Here is a 21,828-nt window from a genome sequence, read left to right as displayed (position 1 = left end):
TGATGACCACAAATACGGCGGTTTGGATATAAAGAAATAGTCTGTAGATGTTATAGCTCTTTCTGGTCATACACTAAAGATACGCTTTTATTTTTTCAACGAACTTTACCAATTCACCAAGACCGTGAAATTGGACAAAACCAACCCAAATTTAAAAACTGCTTCTTTTTAAATAGAGTAACTGCATCAGACAAAGGGCGACTGGGGCTGCATACATCCAAATTAAGGTAGGAACAGTTCCGCAGTAGCCACTATTGTTCATTTTACAGTCGATATAGTTGGATAGATACAAAACTCCAACAAGCATACCAATGGTGGCCAAGGTCCATATTAACCAATCAGGGTTTAATCCAGCTTTTACATTTTTATACACCAATACCAAAAAGATGACCCCAACCACGATAAGAAATATGCCCATACGGAATATGTTTTGTTAGGGGGGAAGTGCTGGTAAGATACTCAAACTCGGTAAAACCCCATTACAGATAAACCTTAAAAAAACTGGGGTTTTTCTTTTAGCCATATTAATATAAGCCTCCCCAGCTAGTATAGCGTTTTTATTTGGCGCGAATTTTTTGAAGCTTTACCTTTAAACATCTTGAAAATTAATTGAATGAAATTCGGAAAAGTAGACCACCCAGAACTGATAGATTTTACCATACCACCAGACCATCCCGATACGGCTGTGGTCTTGTCAAAGAATACGCAGGAATGGGAGACCAAAGTCTTTGTGGGTTGCGCCAAATGGAACCGGCAAGATTTAAAAAACTTTTACCCGAGAGGCACCAAAGACGAGCTGACGTACTATTCCACACAATTCAATTGTATTGAGTTGAACGCTACGTTTTACCGCATCTTCCCCCCAGACACCTATGAAAAATGGTACGACAAGGCCCCAGAAGGCTTTAAGTTTTTCCCAAAAATGACCAATGAGGTCAGTCATTTGCGTCGACTTAATGATAAAGTCTACGATGTAGCAGACCGTTATTTGGAAGTCACATCACTGCTCAAGGAGAAGTTAGGTACTATCTTCCTTCAGATGCACAACAATTTTGGTCCCAAGAATTGGGATAGGGTCGAACGTTTTGTGGAATATTGGCCCAAAGAATTTCCCTTGGCCCTAGAATTCCGGCACACAGATTGGTTTACGGATGAAACCGTGGCCCAAGAACTCTATCATTTATTGGAGGAGAACAACATGGCCAATGTGTTGGTGGATACGGCCGGTAGACGCGACCTTATGCACATGCGGCTGACCAACAACGAAGCCTTTATTCGCTATGTGGGCGCTAACCACGAATCGGATTATCCACGTTTGGAGGATTGGGTGAAACGTTTGACTACTTGGAAAAAAATGGGATTGAAAAACATCCATTTCTTTGTGCACCAGAATCTTGAGTTGGAATCTCCCTTACTTTCGGCCCATTTCATTGAAAAACTGAACCCAAAACTGGGCTGTAACTTAACCATTCCGAAGTCGACATTGAGCCCACAAAAAGATTTGTTCAATTAATTGACGGATTGAAAAATCCGAAGGTTAAAAATTGTAATCTAAACACTTCTAAATAGTCGAAAGTTTCAAATTCATAAATAACTGAAATCAAAGTAGTAATTAACTTCAACTTAACACGATTCAACTAACTTTGCGCCTGAATTAGTAAAGTTTCAATTATGCGATTTCATACAAGAAAATGGGTAAAGCCAGAGGATTTGAACGCCAATGGAACGCTGTTTGGGGGCAAAGTCCTCGCCTGGATAGACGAAGAAGCGGTACTGTACAGCATCATACAGTTGGAAAATAAAAAAGTGGTTACCAAATATATGTCCGAAATCAATTTTATGAGCACCGCCAGAGAAGGGGATGTGATTGAGATCGGAATCGATGTGATTAAATTTGGCGTCACTTCAATTTCCTTGAACTGCGAGGTACGGAATAAAATGAACCACGAAAGCATTGTTACCGTGGACAACATTATCATGGTAAACTTGGACGATAAGGGCAATCCAAAGCCTCATGGGAAAACCAAGATAGAGTTCGTTAAAGATCGTTTGGCCAAAAAAGAAAAAGAGGAAGAGGCAAAATCCTAGTTGAGGGAAGCGGCATACGCCTGCACCTCATCCAAAACCCGTAACAGGTTTCCACCCCACAGTTTTGCAATTTCCTCTTCGGTGTATCCCCGTTTTACCAGTTCCAAGGTCACGTTGAAGGTTTCCGAAGCATCGGACCAGCCTTCAATACCACCACCACCATCAAAATCGGAGCTGATACCCACATGGTCAATCCCGATGAGTTTCACCATATAATCAATGTGATCCACCAAATCGGATACATTCACTGCAGGTGGTGCATCAGTTTTTGTGGCTGCAATTTCATTGCCCAATTGGAGGACTTTGGGGTAATTTTCCAAAAATTCCTCTTGCTGCTGCTCGGTCAGGGATGAAAATTGGGAACGTTCATACCAATTCACGCCCAATGAATCTGCAACTTCTTCATAAATACCTTTCATATAGGCAGAACGAGCCTCATGCTTTTCGGTGTTTAAGTATGACGTGAAGGCCACGGTCTGTACCACGCCGCCATTTTCCTTGAGCAATAACAATTGCTCATCATCCAAATTTCTACTGTGGTTGCAAAGTGCCCGGGCCGAAGAATGTGAAGCAATAATAGGAGCTTTGGACAATTCCACCATTTGTAGCATCGCTTCTTTGGAGGGATGGGAAATATCAATCATAACACCCACTCGGTTCATTTCAGCAATGGCCTTTTTGCCCAACTCACTCAACCCGTTGTGCAGCCAAACGCTGTCTTTTTCACCGGTATTGGAATCCGAAAATTGACTGTGACCATTATGCGCCAGAGAAATATATCGAGCACCACGTTTTTGGTATGCTTCAATTTTTGATAGATCCTCACCGATGGGATAGGCATTTTCCACACCGATCATGGCCACTTTTTTACCCGAAGCATTTATTCTTCTAACATCATCTGAGGTCAATGCCAATTCAATTTGGTCCGGGGCAATGTCTTCACAAAGCTTGTGGATGGCATCGAACTTGGAAATGGCATTTTCGGAAGCAGCGGCATATCCTTCTGTACTTAAGGTGTCCTGTCCGGTATATACAATGAACCAGGCCACATCCAAACCACCTTCTTTCATCTTTGGCAGATTTACCTGCGTATCCAGGTTTTGGGTATAGTTGATACTGTCTGTAAAGTTGTTCACATTAATGTCATCATGCGTGTCGATGGTGATGACCGAATCATGTATGCGCTGGGCTTTCTCTTCCAAGGTTTCGGCTTTGTTCGGTTGTTTTTCGGCACAGCCCACAAACAAGGCAATGCTGCACAAAAAGTAGAAATATTTCATGGTGGGTTATTTACACCTACAAATAAAGCAATTTGACAACAAAATCCAGTACCTACAAAACAATAAATTGGGATCCCATGACCTATTCCTGATTTTTAATACGAATAATCAATAGGAAGAAAAGAAAGTGAAGACACGGGAACTACTCACGTATTTGGAAAAATTGGAAATAGGGCTAAGCAGTTTTTCATATGAAGAATTGGGCACTGTTGAAGCCGGAGAACTCAAAAAATCCTTTGAAGTGTTTAAGCACGGGCTGGAAAACAAGGTTTTTGGGATTTCTGAGATGAAGCAATTGGAAGTGATCTATGAGCGCATTGGCATTCAAGGAGCGGAAAAAAAGTCATCAACATCAGCGGACCAGACGTTATCTGCTCTAATAGATGCTTTGGAGAAAACTCAATTATCCCCAGCACAAAAAGAAATTGTATCAGAATTAAGGCAAGTTGCGCAAAACTTGAACATGAACCATACTGAAATTGATATGTCCTCAAAAATAAGATCGCTTGAGAAAAGTCTGGAATCCAGCTTTTCGTCCAACAACATTAATCTTAAGCCTGTCTTGGAAGATTGTATGGGACAGATGGAGCTGATGGAAGAACTGGTAAAACTATTCAAACAAAATGTGCTTGAATTTATAGGAAGCGCCAAAGTGCATCTGCAAAATGAAAATTTTAACGCACTGGACCTCTCCTCCCAAAAAGTACAATCTTGTCTCCGGATGATGAAAACCGATGGCCTTTTGGAAATCACCCAGGAAATCATTGCCCTGTGCCGTACCGATAATGACCGCAAACACCATGCTTTTCTATATGAGCAATTTGTACAGGAGTATCCCAAAGTGGAAGAGCAGGTGGATTTTGAAATGGAATTGCTAAGAGCTATGTAATATAAATCTGTTGCCATGGAAGACCATGAACTGCCAAAATATCTGCAAAGTATTTTTTATCCCTTGTACCAACATACCACGGATGTAAAATGTAAGCTTATGCTATTGGATCAAATGTTGGAGGTTGGCGACAAAAAAGAGATTCCTTTTCTGGAGGAATTGGAGAGCAGCGGTGACCCCAAAATCAGCAATAAAGCTTTTGAGGTTAAATCTGCATTGCAAGAAAAATTAGGAGTTATCTCAGAAAGGGAGAAAAGGCGATTGCCCATGAACCTGTGTTTCATCTACGATGAATTCAATATACGACCCAATAAGGTCGATTCTGAGTTAGATTTTGAGGTGACCTTGGATATCATGGAAATGGAAAAGTGAACGGGTCTCATTTTTACAACCAAAAAATAGGATTTCACCACAATTTATTGTTTCACCATAATCTTTACAATAGATTCACGTTATAACAAAGACCCAAACAATTAAACCACAAGATTACCATGTTATACGATACCTACGGAGAAGAATACTTGGCCTTTTTACAAGAACTTAACGAGATTTTGAGCATCAACCAACTAGCCGAACTCGATTATTTATAGATAACACCCCAAACGCTTCATCATGAAAAATCATAATCAAGAAAATTCCGCTTATTTGAATTTCATTCAAAGTTTGAACGAAATGCTTACTGATTTTGATATTACTCAGTTGAGCAGACCTTGATAGTTTAAGTGAATATCATGAAAAAGGGGATGTTTTTGACATCCCCTTTTTTATTCTCTGTTTGGGCTTAACCCAAATACGATTTTAAAATCTTACTTTTTGAAGTATGCCGCAGCTTACGGATGGCTTTTTCCCGTATTTGTCGTACCCGCTCACGGGTCAAATCAAAGGTGCTGCCAATCTCTTCCAAGGTCATGGAAGGTTGGTCGCCAATACCGTAATATAACCGGACTACGTCCGCCTCACGAGGCGAAAGCGTGTCCAAAGCCCTGTTGATTTCCGTATTCAGCGATTGGTGCATGAGTCCTTTATCCGGTTTAGGGGAATCCCCAGCGTTGAGCACATCATATAAATTGGAGGTTTCACCTTCTTTCAACGGTGCATCCATGGAAACGTGTCGACCTGTATTTTTTAAAGATTGTTTTACTTCAGAGACCGTCATGTCCAGCTCCTTGGCAATTTCTTCCGCGGAAGGTGGTCGCTCATGGGCCTGCTCCAAGTAGGAAAAAGTCTTTTTGATTTTATTGATGGAACCGATTTTATTTAAAGGTAATCGCACTACACGGGATTGTTCCGCCAACGCCTGAAGAATGGATTGTCGAATCCACCAAACGGCATAGGATATAAATTTGAATCCCCGGGTTTCATCAAATCGCTTGGCAGCCTTAACAAGACCTACATTTCCCTCGTTTATCAAATCAGGAAGCTTGAGTCCTTGGTTTTGGTATTGTTTTGCCACTGAGACCACAAATCGCAAATTGGCATTCGTCAACTTTTCCAAGGCCACTTGATCCCCAGCTCTAATGCGTTGGGCCAATTCCACTTCCTCTTGAGCAGTAATCAAATCAATTTTACTGATGTCCTGTAGGTATTTGTCAAGGGATTTGGATTCTCGGTTGGTGACCTGTTTGATGATTTTTAACTGCCTCATTCTTACTTATGGTTTGTACGTGTTATAAGCTTACATTATACATTATAATAGCCTATTTTCCAAGTCTCAAATGTTATTGTTATCAAAATGTTATGAGCAGAACAGCGAAAATTCCAAAATCACCTATTTTGCCGATTGTTGATAGTATCTTAATAGAAATGCGTTCCCAAGGTTCGACTGAACTATAAAAAACTCCTAATTTTGCAAGGTTTGTTAGTTTGGAACCTATAAGTCATTTTTCCCTTGGAAGTAAAAAAAGGAGTAAACAAAAAAACATTATACGATTATCAGCAAGAAGATTTACGAAAAATCTTTAAGCATTTGGATGAGATGCCCCAAGGCACCAACCTGCTATACCAACTCCCAACGGGGGGTGGAAAAACCGTTGTTTTTTCAGAAATAACCCGAAAATATATCCAAAACACGGGTAAAAAGGTCATGGTACTCACGCATCGGATTGAGTTGAGCAAACAGACCTCACAAATGCTCCACGGATTTGGAGTGGCCAATAAGGTCATTAATAGTGAGGTAAAAGAACTGTATGACCAAGACGACTATATGTGCTTTGTGGCCATGGTGGAAACCTTGAACAACAGGCTCCAAGAAGAGAAGGTGACCATCAACAATATTGGGTTGGTCATTATTGACGAGGCCCACTACAACTCCTTCCGAAAACTCTTTAAATACTTTGACAAGGCCACCATTCTTGGGGTAACGGCAACGCCCTTGAGTTCCAACATAAAACTCCCCATGAAAGACAATTACAAGCATTTGATCATTGGGGAATCCATTAAATCCTTGATTGAAAAAGGGTTTTTGGCCAAGGCCAACCTTTATAATTATGATGTTAGCCTTAAAACTTTAAAGCTCGGGATTCATGGGGATTATACCGTAAAATCATCAGATGAATTTTATGGGAACCATAGCATGCTGGGTAAATTATTGACAGCCTATGAGGAAATCGCAAAGGGCACCAAAACCTTGATTTTCAACAACGGTATCAATACGTCGCTGTATGTTTATGAAACCTTTAAAAAGGCGGGGTACAACATTCGCCATTTGGACAATAAAAATACGGCCACCGAGCGGCGCGAAATTCTGGACTGGTTCGCAGAAACACCAGATGCCATTCTTACCTCGGTAAGTATCCTAACTACTGGTTTTGATGAGCCCACCGTACAATCCATTATCCTGAACCGAGCCACACGGTCGCTTACCTTATATTTTCAGATGATTGGGCGGGGGTCACGGATATTGCCCAACAAGGATGAGTTCAATGTTGTGGATATGGGAAACAACATTGCTCGTTTTGGGCCCTGGGATGTTCCTGTGGATTGGCAGGAAATCTTCCATTTTCCTGATTTTTACTTGGAGAACATCAAAAACGATGAAGAGATCGAGCGGGATTTTGTCTATGAAATGCCCGATGACCTCCGGGCCAAATTCAGTAAATCAGACGATATCACCTTCGACATCAAGGAAGAATACAAAAAAGTGTTTGCCCAAGGGAAAAAATCCAAAGAAGTCTTGGAACGTAGCATAGAACAACATGCCAAAATCTGTGTTGAAAACAGTGAAGATGTTTTCGATGCGCGGATTCTCGCCAAAGAACTCAAAGATGAGATTGCATATCGGGTTCGCCAATATTCCTACTGCATCATGAACAACACCAAAAACTACAAGGAGTGGTTGGAAGAGGATTATGAACGAAAACTCCGCTCCAGTATTTCCAAAAAGTTTGCGGCAATGCTATAGCCATGAAAAAGGCCTTCTTCATCGGATACGTTTGGCCTGAGCCCAGCACTACTGCAGCGGGACACCGTATGGTTCAATTGTTGGAAGCTTTTCAAAGTTTTGGGTATCACATCACTTTTGGTTCCACTGCTTTAAAAACAGAACATAGCTTAGATTTAGATGCATTGGGGGTGAAATCGGTCAACATTGCATTGAACGACTCCAGTTTTGACGCCTTCATCCAAAAGCTGAAACCCGATATAGTAATCTTTGACCGCTTTATGATTGAGGAGCAATTTGGTTGGCGGGTGGCCGAATTTTCACCCCAAGCCCTCCGGGTTCTCAACACCGAAGATCTTCACGCCCTACGAAAGGCTAGGGAGGAGGTCCATAAAAAGAAGCATCTCTTTTCGCTTGATGATTGGAGAAATCACCCCATGACCGTACGTGAAGTGGCCAGTATGTATCGTTCTGATATTTCGTTAATGGTGTCCTCTTACGAAATGGAAATTCTTCAGAATGAATTGGGAATTTCCGAAAACTTGCTTTTTCATCTGCCGTTACTATTTGATAGATTAGAAAATTCCGTGACTTCAAAATGGCCAAGTCATAAAGCACGTAAGGATTTTGTCTGCATTGGAAATGGCAAGCATGCGCCCAACGTTGATTCCATCCAAGTATTAAAAAAAGAAATATGGCCGTTAATTCGCAAACAACTTCCCGATGCCCATCTTTATGTGTATGGTGCCTATTTACCCCAGCAGATTGAAGAAATGCATCATCCAAAGGAGGGTTTTCATATCGTAGGATGGACAAAAGACATTGAAACGGTTCTTAAAAACGCCAGACTTCTTTTGGCTCCCTTGCAATTTGGAGCCGGAATTAAAGGAAAACTATTGGATGCCATGTGCTGTGGAACCCCAAGCATCACCACGGCCATTGGCACAGAAGGCATGCATGGGGATTTACCTTGGTGTGGTAGTATTGTTGATGACTGGGATTCTTTTGCAAAGACAGCAGTGGAATTATATCTAAACCCATCAAAATGGGAGAAAGCACAGAAAAATGGGATAGTGCTCATCAACCGTTTTTATGAGAAAGAGTTTTTACAGCAATCCCTGAAACAGAAAATAGATGATGTCATTACAAATTTAGACACACATCGCTCGCAAAACTTTATCGGGCTAATGCTCCAACACCATACCCAAGCCAGCACCAAATACATGGCCAAATGGATTGAGGCGAAGAATAGAAATCAAGAAATTTCGTAATCGGTTTGTGGGTAAAGGGTATAATAGTGTTTAGTTCACCAAAATGGCTTTTACTTATAAACTACTTCTCCAATAAGGCATGCGCAAACCAAAGAATTGGTGCTTGTCCATGCAGGTCACCAACAACTCTTGGACGATCCAGGTAATAATTTGCATCTTTGCTTTGTCCTGTTCCAACACAAACCTCGCGAACCTTCCCATCCTCATTGATATACCTTGTTAACGCGTTCCACGCTTTAACATAGGAATCTTGGTATACTTCTTTTGGCAATATTTTATTTTTGACACCTGTAGCCATAGCAAATCCGAACATAGCCGTAGAGGAAGTTTCCGCAAATGACCTCGACGGTTGGTCAATTAACTGATGCCACATACCATCTTCTCCTTGATTTTCTGCTAGGGTCTTCATCATCTTTTTATATCCCTCGAGGATAGAACTATAATGAGGATTGCTTTGTGGCAGTTCTGATAACAACTCCGCAAGCCCCGCTGCTACCCATCCATTACCGCGTCCCCAATAAAATGGAGCATCTTCCCCATGAAAAAACAAACCATTGGGTTGCTGCAATTTTTTAATATACGCATCGATTTCCAAGGCGGCACGATCAAGGTATTTTAGGTTTCCAGTAGCTCTATACGCCTGCACTTGTAAACTCCCTATCATATAAATGTCATCTATCCAAAATCTGGTTTGGGAAGTCAGACCATTGGGTAAGGGGTCGCTCCATTGCCCATCGGCTAAGGCTATACCTTGGTCCAGATATATTCTGTCCTTGTTGTAGAGGTAAAGTTCAAGTGGTAAAATACCATAAACATTGGCATCTACATGATTTTCGGTATTGGGTATATTTTCACTTTCTATCCTATTGTATCTTTCTTGTATTTTTTGAATAGTGTTTTTGTCTTTTAACAAAGCTGCCATTTTGATGGCACCATAAGCGGTGCAGGCTTCAGCATAATGAAGTGCATTCACATCACCCACTTCATACATATAAAACTCTTGCCTTGAAAGAAGATCTTCCATGACCAACCGACTAATTTCCTCGGGGGATTTGGCCAACTTAGGTTGATTTAAGCTTTTATGGCTTGAGCAGCCAACGAGCAATACTACGGTGAGAACAAAAAAACGAATCCTTTTCAACATATATCTTTTTGAACAACCCAAACAGAGATTTACCATTTTAATCGCTTTACTTTGATACCATTCTTTATTATTTGTTGTGTTGTACATAGGCTGTTTTTCTATTTCAATGGAAGCAAACGATTAAGATAAAAATCATTTTAATGACACTTTAACACAAGTAACGAAGTTCAAGGAAATTCCATTCAAAATCAATGAAAAAAAATACATAAAAACCCTTGTTTTTCAACCTAAAAACCATTACTTCCGATAATCCAAAGCTGGCTTTCTATCTCCCAACAAGGCTTCATACGTAAAATCTGGACCTCTCCGTTCGTTGAATTCTGCTTTCGCTTTATCCAAAACCTCTGGTGAGTTATATAAATCAATGGCGGACAAGGCCATGGTTTTGGCGGCGACCATCATCCCCTTGAATCCGATACCGGTGCCACCCGCAGCAACAGCTTGCCAACTGTGCGGTGGCGTTCCCGGCACCCAAGTGGCGGCTCGTACCGCGGCCATGGGTACATTCCAACTTACATCTCCCGTATCTGCCGACGCTTTACCGTAGGTAAACACCATAGGTTGAATATCCCCGGCACTTTCAATGGGTTTGGGTGCGCCCAAAGTTTTCTGGATTTCTTTGGCAAAATTGACTTCTTCGGGAGTGTACTTCAGTCCGCCTACCAAGGTCATATTCTTGTGCATCATGGAAGCCAAGACTTCATTGGGCAAACGATCATAGGTTCCGCCGATAATTTCATAGGTCATTTCGGTTTCTGTTCCAATGGCTGCACCTTCTGCGGCCTTTACCACTCTGTCCCAAACGGCTTTGACCTCATCTCTGTTGGAATGTCGGATGACGTAATACACCTCTGCTTCGGCAGGCACGATATTAGGAGCATCACCTCCTTTGGTAATCACATAATGGATTCGGGTTGATTCTGTGGTGTGCTCCCGAAGCATGTTCACCAAATCGTTCATCCCTTCCACACCGTCCAAAGCAGAACGACCCAATTCTGGGGCTGCAGCTGCATGTGATGATTTTCCGTTGAATCGAAATTTACCAGAAATTGTAGCCAAGTTGGTCCCTGGATTGGAGGTGTTTTCATCTCCCGGATGCCAAGAGACCACAGCATCGACATCATCAAAAAGTCCAGCACGTACCATATATACTTTTCCTGAGCCACCTTCTTCAGCGGGCGTTCCATAAAACCGAATGGTACCTGATTTTCCTGAACTCTTTAACCAATCTTTTATACTGATGGCTGCCGCTAAGGAGCCCGTTCCGAACAAGTGGTGTCCGCAGGCCTGGCCTGGAGCACCTACCACTCGAGCCTTTTTGAACGGTTCTGTGGATTGGGACATCCCAGGAAGAGCATCAAACTCGCCCAAGATTCCTATCACAGGACTACCTGAACCATAGGTGGCCGTAAAAGCCGTGGGTATCCCAGCAACCCCTTTTTCAATGACAAAACCTGTCTTTTTCAACTCCTCCTGAAAAAGGGCGGAGCTATTTTCTTCCAAATACCCTAATTCAGGGTTTTCCCATAATTCCATGGCGATTTTGGAGTAGTGGTCATATTTGGAATCCAAGTCATTTATGATGACTTGCTTCCCATCTTGGGCATAAGAAATTGAAATGACAAAAAGTAGCGATAAAAACAGATGGTTTTTGATACGTAGTTTCATGAAATATGAGGTTTGAGTTAGTGAAATAATGGCCTCCAAAAGGATAGGACCTAATTTCGGTGAAAATCAAATGAAAACCAAAACACAACTCCAAGAAACGCCTATTGCGGTATTTGTTGACTCAAACAATGCAGCGTGCCAAATCCCCAGATAAAATCAATACAACTAATGCCAATCACCTCGCGTTTTGGAAAAAGTTCAGCCAAAATGTTTAACGCTTCTCGGTCACGGGCATCATTGAAGGTGGGTACCAACACAGTTTTGTTCGTGATCAAAAAATTAGCATAGCTAGCGGGCAGTGAAATTCCATCAAAATCAATGCGATGGGGCATGGGCAAGGTCACAATAATGGGCTTTCTACCATTTTCCAAAACAGCGTTTTGCAATCTTTTGAGATTCTCTTGCAGCGCTTTGTAATTCGGTTCTTTCTTGTCGGACTCAACGACTGTAACAATGGTATCGGCATTCACAAAACGAGCCAAATCATCAATATGACCGTGTGTATCATCGCCTTGAATACCATCACCCAACCAAATGGTATTTGTGACTCCCAAATATTGCTTAAAAATAGCTTCGTAATCTGCTTTAGTAAACCCTGTGTTCCGCACCTGAATTTTTGGGTCGAGCAAGCATTCTTCTGAAGTGATTAATGTGCCTTTTCCGTTTACATCAATGGCACCGCCCTCCAAAATCACGGGTTTTCCTTTGTAGCGAACTTGTTCCAATGGGATTTTTAGAAAATCAGCCACCTTTTGGGGAACGTGTCTATCCAGTTGGAAATTTTTGTACTTGGCCCAGCCACTAAAATTGAAGTTGAGGGCTTTCCGTTCTTCACCATTCGTCACAATAATAGGTCCCGAATCGCGCATCCAGCTGCGATTGGTCTTGTGGATGATGAAGGAAACTCGTTCTAGGTTCACATGGGCCATTTCCAACATACCCACAACCTTTTCCTTCAATTTGTCGGTTGCAACCACCAAAATCACTTCTTCATGCGAGGCAATCTTCTTGATGTACTCCACAAATGCCCATTGAATGGCGGCATATTTGCCGGGCCAATCGTTTCCATTATGCGGGAAACAGAGTAAAACTCCCTGTTGCTTTTCCCATTCCGCGGGAAATCGCCATGAAGCCCCCATCTTAGTCGATGGCTCTTTTAGTGATTCCTCCGTACATATCTATTCTACGGTCGCGCAGAAAAGGCCAATTTTGACGGACATTTTCTTGAAGAGTCAAATCCACTTCGGCCATCAATATCTCTTCTTGGTCTTGCGAGGCTTGCGCCAGAATCTCGCCTTGAGGCCCACAAATGAAAGACGAGCCCCAAAACTGGATACCATCGGTATTGGGTAAATATTTTTCCAGACCTATGCGGTTCGCTGCGGCCACATAAATACCGTTTGCCACGGCATGGCCTTTCATCACATTCATCCAAGCGCCTTGTTGATTTGCCCCAAATTCCTCCTTCTCCTTAGGATGCCAACCAATGGCGGTAGGGTAGAAGAGTACCTCAGCGCCTTGCAGGGCCGTCAATCGGGCCGCTTCTGGATACCACTGGTCCCAGCAAATGAGAGTGCCAATATTCCCCTTTCGTGTTGGGATAGTCTTAAAACCAAGATCACCTGGAGTGAAATAGAATTTTTCATAGTAATGCGGGTCATCTGGAATATGCATTTTGCGATATAGGCCGGCTTCGGAGCCATCAGCATCAATAATATAAGCACTGTTGTGATAGACCCCGGCCATGCGCTTTTCAAAGAAAGGTACTATGATGACCACTCCCAATTCCTTGGCCAATGCACTAAAAGCTTGAAAAGAGGTGCTGTACAGCGGTTCCGCCAAAGCAAAATTATCGGTATCCTCACTCTGACAAAAATAATGGCTACTGTATAACTCAGGCAACGAGATGACTTCGGCTCCTTTTTTGGCAGCTTTGCGCACCCATTCGGTACATTTTTTTAAATTATTTTCAGGAACATCATTGAGATTGAGTTGCACCACCGCAATGGTGTATCTGTTCTTTTTCATGCTATACTATTCAATCAGGGTTTATACATAAAATCGTGATAAAGGTATATTTTTTACGATTCAGATGTTGGCATCATTTTGAAAATATAAGTAATTCTATTTTATCATTTGTTCAGAGGGATGCTCGGGAGTATGGATGGGTCATAGGTTTCCCCTTTGGATACTTGAATCATGGTAATCCGGACTTTGGTAGGAAAGAATTTTTCATGGTCCGCACGCTTGTGGGCGTGCCCTTGTCCACCACTGTCATCTTTGATCACCAAATCCATTTGCTTAATGCCTTCCGACCAAATAATAGACTCATTTTCCCAAAACTCGGTCATGGGAACGTCCTTTTCATAGATACCCTCATCCACAAACAAGTCGGTGGAGGTACAACCATATCCATTGCCCTGACCCTTGTTGGGAATGTAGCACAAGGTCCATTTGGTAGGTTCTTTTCCAGCGGGTTTTTCCAAAACCTCCAACCGAATATGAACTTTGCCATTTCGATAATCCACTGGACTGGTCCAGTCTTTGGGAATATCAGGGTTCAATTTATCCCCGGTGACATAATAATGGGATTGACTTGGAGTGGAATTATCCGCATCTGTCTTGGTATAGGTAAACTCCACATCAAAAAGAACAAATTGTTTGGTTTCCGATTGCGCCCAAAATAGCATCGGAAGTAAAAGGCAAACGGGTAAAAGATATTTATTCATGAATATTATTTCAGCTTATTCTCTTGTGAAGGTAAAGTTTGCCCCACGCTGCTCAAAAGCCATAGTGTCTTCTTCTGGTTTAAACGTCATTACAATTCCAGCGGGACTAAACTCAAACTGATGTTCGGCAGTTGCTTCCAATGGAAAAGAAGGTTGTCCCGTGGCTTGCCCAATAAGTCGACCATCTTTTTTGGTGATGTCAATCTTCAATGGGAAACTGGTTGAGGAATAGACCCCTACGTACTGTTCCAATGTTTCTGGCTCCACAGTGTATGAACTAAACACAGGCATTTCAAAAGGTTTGTCGTACACCGTGCTCAACATAGCAATGGCAATATCATTGGTGTTCATATTAGAGCCATTTGAGGTCATTGAAAAGGAGACTTCGCCATCGGGCAAATACCCAAATAAGGATCCGAAACCATCGATACCCCCAGTATGACCGTAACTAATTCTTTCATGGAATGGAAATTGAAACAAACCCAAGCCATATCCATCTTGAATGGTTTCCATGAGTTCCAATTGTTCAGATGTAATTAGCTTGCCTCCAAAAAGGGCATCGCTAAACTTTACAATGTCTGTGGGAGTAGAAACCACAGCGCCTGCACCAACCGGAATGGACATATCGGTATCCGTTTCCTTTTTCCAATCATTATTGTATTTGTACGAGCTGCATTCATTTTTGACAATATCGATTTTACTTCCAACATAGGTGTTGGATAGCCCCAGGGGTTCTGCAATATATTGCTCTATGAGTTGAGTATAACTTTTTCCAAAGCTCTTCTCCAAAATATAGGTCAACAGCACAAAATTGGAGTTACTGTATTCCGCTTTGCTCCCTGGGTCAAAATCATTGCCTGCTTTTACGATTATGTCAATCATGGCTTCCTGGGTCTGAGGACTGGTGTTGTAGGTCATGTAGGCTTCATCGTTCGTGAAATTATGGATACCGCTACGATGGCCCAGCAATTGTTTGATAGTAATGCTCTCTGAATTTGTAAGTTTTGGAAAGTATTGGTCAATGGTTTGATCAAGGTCTATTTTTCCTTCGGAGACAGCCTTAAACGTCAACACCGTAGAAAACGTTTTGGAAATGGAACCGATTCGAAATATAGAGGATGCATTGATCGCAGTTTCGGTTGAAAGGTCGCAATATCCCAAAGATCGGGTGTAAATCAATTCACCGTCTTTGGAAATGGCCACGCTGCCCATAAACTTATCGTTTGTTTCCAAAATATCGAAGTATTGGTCCAGTTTTGCTTTATCAAATTCTTGGGCAAAACCCAATCTGCCCATGAGCAGAATACATGCGAGGAGCAAAAAATGTGTTTTCATGATTGTTATGATTTGAATTGATGAATTATTCTTTTGAAACGTATCCAGGCCCGTGAACCACTTGTCCGGGCAATGCTCCAGTATGCTCTCCATTTTCCAATACCTGTGTTCCGTTTACAAAAACATGCAACATCCCCTCGGCATATTGATGCGGTTCCTCAAAAGTGGCCTTATCCTCAATGGTATTGGGGTTGAACACCACCATATCGGCAAAATACCCTTCAGTAAGAGCACCCCGTTTTTTGATTTTTAGATTTGTGGCAGGTAGGGTGGTCAATTTATAAATGGCCTCTTCTAACGGAATTACTTTTTCATCCCGTACGTATTTTCCAAGCAATCTGGCTACGTTTCCGTATGCCCTGGGGTGCGTGCTCGATTTTAGAAAAACACCCTCTGCCGCCAAAGAGCCCCCATCAGAACCGAAACTCATCCATGGAAGGGCAATTTGTTTTTTGACATTTTCCTCAGACATTAAAAAGTAAATGGTGCCAACACGACTACCATCCTGAATCACCAAATCCATAGCAGTTTCCTCGGGGGAGAGCCCTCGCATTTCTGCTACTTCGGCAAGTGTTTTTCCTGTGAGATATTTCAGGGAATCGTTTTTGAAGCCTGCTAGCAAAATCTTGCTTGGGTCACCTGCAGCTTGCATTAAACTTTCCCATTCATCTGTGGGGGTTCGCATTTCTTCCATGACTTTCTTTCGGATAGCAGGGTCCTGCAACCGTTCCGCCCATTTGTCATACCCGCCTTCCTGGATCCAGGGTGGCATAGAGGCATCCAAACCGGTTGCTCCGGCAACATAATTGTACATGTCGGCTGTAATACTCAATCCAGCTGCTCTGGCTGAGTCTACTTTTTTGACAACTGCATCAAACTTGTGCCAATTGTCCTTGCCACTCTGCTTTAAGTGGTAGATTTCGGCTCGAATCCCAGCCTTATCCGCAATCTGAATCAACTCATCCAAGCTTTCCAAAAGTTGAGAGCCTTCACTTCGGATATGACTGATGTACATGCCATCATATTCTGCGGCCACTTTGCAGAGTTCAATCAATTCTTGGGTATTGGAATAAAAAGCAGGCGCATAAATTAAGGATGAACCTACACCCAAAGCACCATCCTCCATGGCCTGTTTTACCATCAATTTCATGGAATCCAATTCTTGAGGGGTAGGGGCTCTGTTCTCATATCCAACGGTATGCACCCGAAGGGTGGTAGCTCCTACAAAGGATGCCACATTGGGTGAAATGCCCTTGTTAGTCAAATATTCCAGATACTCGTTCAAAGTGGTCCATTCTATATCAAATTTGATGTCTCCCTGACTTTCCTTTTCCTCTTTTTTCATGGAGTCGCTCAAAGGCCCCATGGACCAGCCTTCCCCAAAAACTTCCAAAGTAACCCCCTGTTTAATGTCACCCATGGAACGACCATCCTCAATCAAAGATTCCACGGCCCAACTCAACATATTGATAAAGCCCGGAGCCACAACCATACCTGTTGCGTCAATTTCTTGGGTTCCCGTTGCATTTTCAAGACTGCCAAGGGCCGCAATGGTATCGGCATTGATTCCAATGTCCCCAACATAGGAAGCATCACCAGAACCGTCCATAATGGTGCCATTTTTAATAAGGACATCAAAGTTTTGTGGTTGGGTGCAACTGGATAGGCCAACCAAAAAAATACAGGCAAATAGGGATTGGATAGGTTTCATAACTGGGCTATTTAGCGAAAGATAACCAAGTTAGGGAATTTCAACCTATTTCTTGCCACCTACCATTTTACTTTCTGGTGGCCCCAAATAGCTGGGTTTCAACCCACCTAAATCAAGTACAAACTTTTGGAATACCACGCCGGGGTCAACCATCCAAATTTTTAAGGTATGCTTCCCAGATTTTATGGATTGATGCTCGGTGCGTTTTTTCTTGATATGATCCGTTACGGAATCGTTCCACCAATCTGGGTATTCCCAATCCGGTTGGGTTTCCCCTTCATGTATGTTCACTATATGAGGTGCTTCGTCATCAATGGCAATGGCATATTTCAATCCTTCATTCTTTTTGTAGTTCAACGTAGGGGAGAGGTAGGTTTCCACTGCGAGTTCCGCTTCATCAAAAACGGTGAATTCATACGACACAGAAGGTGCACTTTCAGGAGATTGCTGCTCTGCATTGGCCGGTTCCACCATAATTGATGAATCAGTTCTACCCAAATTGGGAACTACGGTCCATTGAATGTTTTTAGTGTCGTTCTTTTTTGAAAAATGCGCCGCATTGATTGAAATCACCCCATTATTTTCCACAAAACCACTTGCTTGCTGTATATCATTTCGGGTGGGCACTTTGACTGTGAATTCCCGTCCACCGCCTGAAATCGCTATTTCACTCGATGATTCTCCCTGAGGTGCTTTATCCCAATCTATGTTGACGTATACTTTTTCTTCAAACTTTATTGTACCAGAAGTGGATGAAAGTTGTACCCACGCATCTTTTGGTGTGAGGGTATAGCTCAGTTCTTCTTCACCCTGATTGAAAATTTCCAGATAGTAGCTCTGATCATTGATGGGGTCAAAATTGGAAAAACTCTGACTGAACAATCCCGTAGTATTCCAACGGGTTCTTGTACCGTGTTCCACAACATACCCCAATGAGGCCTTGGGATTGTTTTGCAGATATGATACCGAAGGCATTTTGTTGTATTGGGGATTATTCCAACTGGTGTATCCAATATGGGTCTGTGCCATGATGTGATTCCATTTTCCGTCCTCAAGCTCCTCGTGAAATTCTTTGGTAAGGGCTTCATCCTTAAAAAATAAATCTTTTACGCTATCACCATACATATTGGTCGACGCCCTTCCTTGTTGGCCGTATAAAGCATTCTTTCCAGCGGCTACATACATTTCGTTTAAATTGCTGCACAATTCCACAGGGGAAAGTGCCAACTGGTAGAATGCCGATTTGTACTGTTCTGGAAGCTTGTTATAAACGACTTTGCTTTTCTCTAACAAATTGTTGTATTCGTCAACAATGGTTTCCGCTTCCCGGTAATTGAAAAGGCTATAGGTATCGGGTTTCAACATTTCCGGGGTACGGCGGGCATTGTATTTGGTGTAGAGCGACAAAATCTCCGCTATTTCTTGGGCATATTCCTCTCCAAACTGCTGTTTTGCCCAGTTTACATAATAATTGGGAAGGTCTTTGGCCCTGATAGCATCTGTGTCCCAAGCAAATTCCAAGAAAAAACTGATGGGAAGTTCCATAGGTTTTAAATCCCCCACATTTACAATCCACAAATCTTTTACGCCCCACTCATAAGACAAATTCATCTGCTCCCAAGTACGTTCCAATTGGGTAACATTGAGCCATCGATAGGAAACAGGACCGCCCACAAAATCAAAATGATAATACATTCCATAGCCGCCTGAGTGATTCAAATCCTCCTTTTTGGGAAGAATACGCACGTTACCCCAGTTGTCGTCACAATACAGCACCAAAATATCATCATCTACCCGTAAACCTTTATCATAGTAGTCCTGAACCTCTTTGTAAATGGCCCAAACTTGGGGAGTTTCTTCAGCGGGTTTTCCAGTGACATCTTTAATAATTTCGCGCTGGTCGGCTATGATGGTTTTGAGAAGGTCAACCGCCGTTTCTTCAGACATGGCCTCATCACCATCACCTCGCATGCCCAAGGTCACTACACTTTCATGATGGCCCATTCGCTCAATCCCACCACGCCAAAATTCCTGTAACTTTTCCTTGTTGGTTTCATAATTCCATGCGCCACCGTTATACCGACCCCATTCATCATGGGCACGCATCATAGGTTCATGATGACTAGTGGATATTACAATCCCATATTCATCAGCAACACGTGCATTTTCTGGATCGTCATCAGCAAAGGCTGATGGCTGCCACATGGCGGGCCACAAATAGTTGGCCTTGTTCCGCAATAAAAGCTCAAAAACCTTTTCATAAAATTGGTGGTTGAACCCTCCGAAGGTTTCTTCTGCCCAGCCCCGTAAGGCAGGTGCTTCATCATTCAAGAAAATACCCCGGTACTTTACCGAAGGAGTTTTTGAAACGTATTTTCCGTTGTTCACATAAATGGCATCTCTTTGTTTAGCAGGAACATCGGCCCAAAAATGCCAAGGGGAAACTCCAATTTCTTTTGAAAGTGAAAAAACGCCATAAGCTGTCCCTCGTTTATCACTACCTGCAATGACCAAGGCCTGGGAAACACCGGGGTAGGGGTTTTTTACGGTTTGCATCAGGAAACGTTCCCATTGTCCTTCAATGCCACGGACATCAATCTTTTTGGATGCGATGAGTTCATCAATGAATTTACTTTTGCCAATAGTGCCGATAATGACCAGATTTTCACCAAGTGATGTACTTGAAGAGGTGGGTTCAGATTTCTTCCCAGTTACTTTTTCAATATCACTGGCAAGAAATGAAGCTGCTTTATGAACCAACACTTCATCCGAAGCATCATATAGAATAGTCGCTGTTGAAGTTTCATTTACTAAGGCAAATTGCTGCTTGTTCTCCCTAATGTTGCTGACCTGCAACTGGGCAATAGATAAAAGGGGACATAGCAGAAACCCCAAGAAAAGTTTTCTCATTTTTATGTGACTGATTTTAACCTAATTAAGTGATAGGCGTAGTTTGCAGGCTAAATATACGCAATCGATTGCGTAATTCGGTGATTAGCGGCAAAAAAATGTTGTTAAACCGCTCGGGGCATACATAACCATTATATAAATAAACCTACCCGAATTCTTACGAATTTAAAACCTATTGCACTAAAGGGCCCACCAAGTAATAGGACAGGGGAAGGGTTTTACTATTGGTTATTGTTAGGCAGTCCTTTTCTTTTAATTATCAACCAAATACTTAGTGAAAGTTCCGCAATGGCCATAAGCAACATAAGCATTACCATAATTGAATCGGAGAGATGCAAGTCAACAAAAAAAACAATGTAGCTAAAAGATGCAAGAATTAGTAGTATACCAAGGATTTTTGGTATATACCCCGATTTCAGAACAGCATAACCAAGCACCAAAATATGCACGGCGAAAAATACATAGCCAATTAGTTTTATGGTTGCAAAACCATATGTGTCGATTATTTGAAATGCAAACGCCAGTACCCCAATGATCAGAGTAAAAGCATATAACAGTCTGAATGCAGCAGTTAGCCTTGCCCTTTGTTCATGGGCAGGCTTTAGCACTAAATAAAGGGCAAGACCAATTATTGCATCAAGTACCAACACCAAAAAATAACCCAGTACTGCTAAACCAAACAGACGCTGATTAGCCGCAATATCATGGGCCAGCGCTTCGGTATCTCCTGGCACTACAAAATTGGGCAATATAAAATCATCCACCAGGGTAACAAAAATAACCGAAGTAATAAATGCTATTCCTACGGTCATTGCAGCTCTGCTTGTTGATATATTTAAAATCGGATTTTTCATGAGTTTACTTCTGGATTTAAGTACTCTTAACGTATCGCTGCATTTCCGTTGTTTCGTTCAATTGTAACTGTTCTATCAGCCTTACAATGGGCTCTATACTTGACTTGTCCATATAGTCAAAGCCCAATCGTTCATCTCTACTAGCATCGGGATTGGGGTTCATCAGAGACCCTATCCACAACATCAATCGTACTCCCCAGCTGACCTTGGAATGATCTAATCTGCCACGTAGGGCTATATGTTCTATTTGAGACAATAGCTCAGATGGAAATGAATTAGAGACCCATCGTTCAAGTTTCTCACTGGGTCCAGCTCCAGAAACGGAGAACAATACCTTTGATTTACCTGTAAGGGTGGCAAGATTCTTCTTCGCCCATTTTCGTATGGTCAATTTGAAATAAATGATTGAGCTACCCAGTATCAAAAAGTCGTAGTTTGATGGGTTGGCTTGAGCGTCATTGATATTAAATACCGGTAATCCCACGGCTTCACCTATCCAGTTGGCGTATTGCTCTGTACTACCGTATTTGCCTGAGAAAAAAATAGCGCCTTTCATGATTTACTCGTTTT

Annotated in this window: 19 protein-coding genes; 6 read left to right on the top strand and 13 right to left on the bottom strand. The window is 42.2% G+C overall.

Annotation, left to right across the window (positions count from 1 at the left end):
* Positions 1–151: 151 nt before the first annotated feature.
* Positions 152–418, bottom strand: coding sequence for a hypothetical protein (locus tag J0X14_RS13210; protein ID WP_207098268.1), 267 nt, complete (start codon positions 416–418; stop codon positions 152–154).
* Positions 419–613: 195 nt separating this feature from the next.
* On the opposite strand from J0X14_RS13210, the gene J0X14_RS13205 reads away from it, so the two are divergent.
* Positions 614–1,513: a DUF72 domain-containing protein gene (locus tag J0X14_RS13205; protein ID WP_207098267.1), complete on the top strand. Its 900-nt coding sequence runs from the start codon at positions 614–616 to the stop codon at positions 1,511–1,513.
* A gap of 158 nt (positions 1,514–1,671) precedes the next feature.
* The gene (locus tag J0X14_RS13200; RefSeq protein WP_207098266.1) at positions 1,672–2,088 is read left to right on the top strand and encodes an acyl-CoA thioesterase; all 417 of its coding nucleotides are present in this window, start codon (positions 1,672–1,674) and stop codon (positions 2,086–2,088) included.
* Here the strand turns inward: J0X14_RS13200 and J0X14_RS13195 are convergent.
* Positions 2,085–3,368, bottom strand: coding sequence for a dipeptidase (locus J0X14_RS13195; RefSeq protein WP_207098265.1), 1,284 nt, complete (start codon positions 3,366–3,368; stop codon positions 2,085–2,087). The genes J0X14_RS13200 and J0X14_RS13195 overlap by 4 nt on opposite strands.
* A gap of 127 nt (positions 3,369–3,495) precedes the next feature.
* Between J0X14_RS13195 and J0X14_RS13190 the strand changes: the two genes are divergently transcribed.
* Entirely contained in the window at positions 3,496–4,257 is a 762-nt protein-coding gene (locus tag J0X14_RS13190; RefSeq protein ID WP_207098264.1) for a hypothetical protein, read from the top strand.
* A gap of 15 nt (positions 4,258–4,272) precedes the next feature.
* On the top strand, positions 4,273–4,629 hold the full coding sequence (locus J0X14_RS13185; RefSeq protein WP_207098263.1) for a hypothetical protein: 357 nt from the start codon (positions 4,273–4,275) through the stop codon (positions 4,627–4,629).
* Positions 4,630–5,038: 409 nt separating this feature from the next.
* On the opposite strand, the gene J0X14_RS13180 is transcribed toward J0X14_RS13185, so the two are convergent.
* A complete protein-coding gene (locus tag J0X14_RS13180; protein ID WP_207098262.1) occupies positions 5,039–5,902 on the bottom strand; it encodes an RNA polymerase sigma factor RpoD/SigA in 864 nt (287 codons plus the stop codon).
* A gap of 243 nt (positions 5,903–6,145) precedes the next feature.
* Between J0X14_RS13180 and J0X14_RS13175 the strand changes: the two genes are divergently transcribed.
* Positions 6,146–7,657 (top strand): DEAD/DEAH box helicase, encoded by a 1,512-nt coding sequence (locus J0X14_RS13175; RefSeq protein WP_207098261.1) that lies wholly within the window; start codon positions 6,146–6,148, stop codon positions 7,655–7,657.
* 2 nt (positions 7,658–7,659) lie between these two features.
* Positions 7,660–8,907 (top strand): glycosyltransferase, encoded by a 1,248-nt coding sequence (locus J0X14_RS13170; protein WP_207098260.1) that lies wholly within the window; start codon positions 7,660–7,662, stop codon positions 8,905–8,907.
* Between the two features lie 61 nt (positions 8,908–8,968).
* Here the strand turns inward: J0X14_RS13170 and J0X14_RS13165 are convergent, their stop codons facing one another.
* From J0X14_RS13165 to J0X14_RS13120, 10 genes are all read right to left on the bottom strand, one after another.
* Positions 8,969–9,967, bottom strand: coding sequence for a glycoside hydrolase family 105 protein (locus tag J0X14_RS13165; protein ID WP_207098259.1), 999 nt, complete (start codon positions 9,965–9,967; stop codon positions 8,969–8,971).
* A gap of 321 nt (positions 9,968–10,288) precedes the next feature.
* A complete protein-coding gene (locus tag J0X14_RS13160) occupies positions 10,289–11,719 on the bottom strand; it encodes an amidohydrolase (protein ID WP_207098258.1) in 1,431 nt (476 codons plus the stop codon).
* Positions 11,720–11,820: 101 nt separating this feature from the next.
* On the bottom strand, positions 11,821–12,858 hold the full coding sequence (locus J0X14_RS13155) for an agmatine/peptidylarginine deiminase (protein WP_207098257.1): 1,038 nt from the start codon (positions 12,856–12,858) through the stop codon (positions 11,821–11,823).
* 1 nt (position 12,859) lies between these two features.
* Positions 12,860–13,747, bottom strand: a complete 888-nt coding sequence (locus J0X14_RS13150; RefSeq protein ID WP_207098256.1) for a carbon-nitrogen hydrolase — start codon at positions 13,745–13,747, stop codon at positions 12,860–12,862.
* Between the two features lie 104 nt (positions 13,748–13,851).
* Entirely contained in the window at positions 13,852–14,448 is a 597-nt protein-coding gene (locus tag J0X14_RS13145; RefSeq protein ID WP_207098255.1) for a hypothetical protein, read from the bottom strand.
* A 15-nt stretch (positions 14,449–14,463) separates the two neighbouring features.
* Positions 14,464–15,783 (bottom strand): serine hydrolase domain-containing protein, encoded by a 1,320-nt coding sequence (locus tag J0X14_RS13140; RefSeq protein ID WP_207098254.1) that lies wholly within the window; start codon positions 15,781–15,783, stop codon positions 14,464–14,466.
* Between the two features lie 25 nt (positions 15,784–15,808).
* Positions 15,809–17,494 carry an N-acyl-D-amino-acid deacylase family protein gene (locus tag J0X14_RS13135; protein ID WP_207098253.1) on the bottom strand — a complete coding sequence of 562 codons (1,686 nt, stop codon included), beginning with the start codon at positions 17,492–17,494 and terminating at the stop codon, positions 15,809–15,811.
* A gap of 45 nt (positions 17,495–17,539) precedes the next feature.
* Positions 17,540–20,404, bottom strand: a complete 2,865-nt coding sequence (locus J0X14_RS13130; protein WP_207098252.1) for a glycosyl hydrolase 115 family protein — start codon at positions 20,402–20,404, stop codon at positions 17,540–17,542.
* Between the two features lie 221 nt (positions 20,405–20,625).
* On the bottom strand, positions 20,626–21,258 hold the full coding sequence (locus J0X14_RS13125; RefSeq protein ID WP_207098251.1) for a DUF4386 domain-containing protein: 633 nt from the start codon (positions 21,256–21,258) through the stop codon (positions 20,626–20,628).
* Positions 21,259–21,274: 16 nt separating this feature from the next.
* Positions 21,275–21,814: a flavodoxin domain-containing protein gene (locus tag J0X14_RS13120; RefSeq protein ID WP_207098250.1), complete on the bottom strand. Its 540-nt coding sequence runs from the start codon at positions 21,812–21,814 to the stop codon at positions 21,275–21,277.
* Positions 21,815–21,828: the final 14 nt, after the last annotated feature.

Origin of the sequence: Allomuricauda sp. CAU 1633, from assembly GCF_017313225.1 — a bacterium.
Classification (GTDB): Bacteria; Bacteroidota; Bacteroidia; order Flavobacteriales; family Flavobacteriaceae; genus Flagellimonas.
This window is presented reverse-complemented; position numbering and strand designations above follow the sequence as displayed.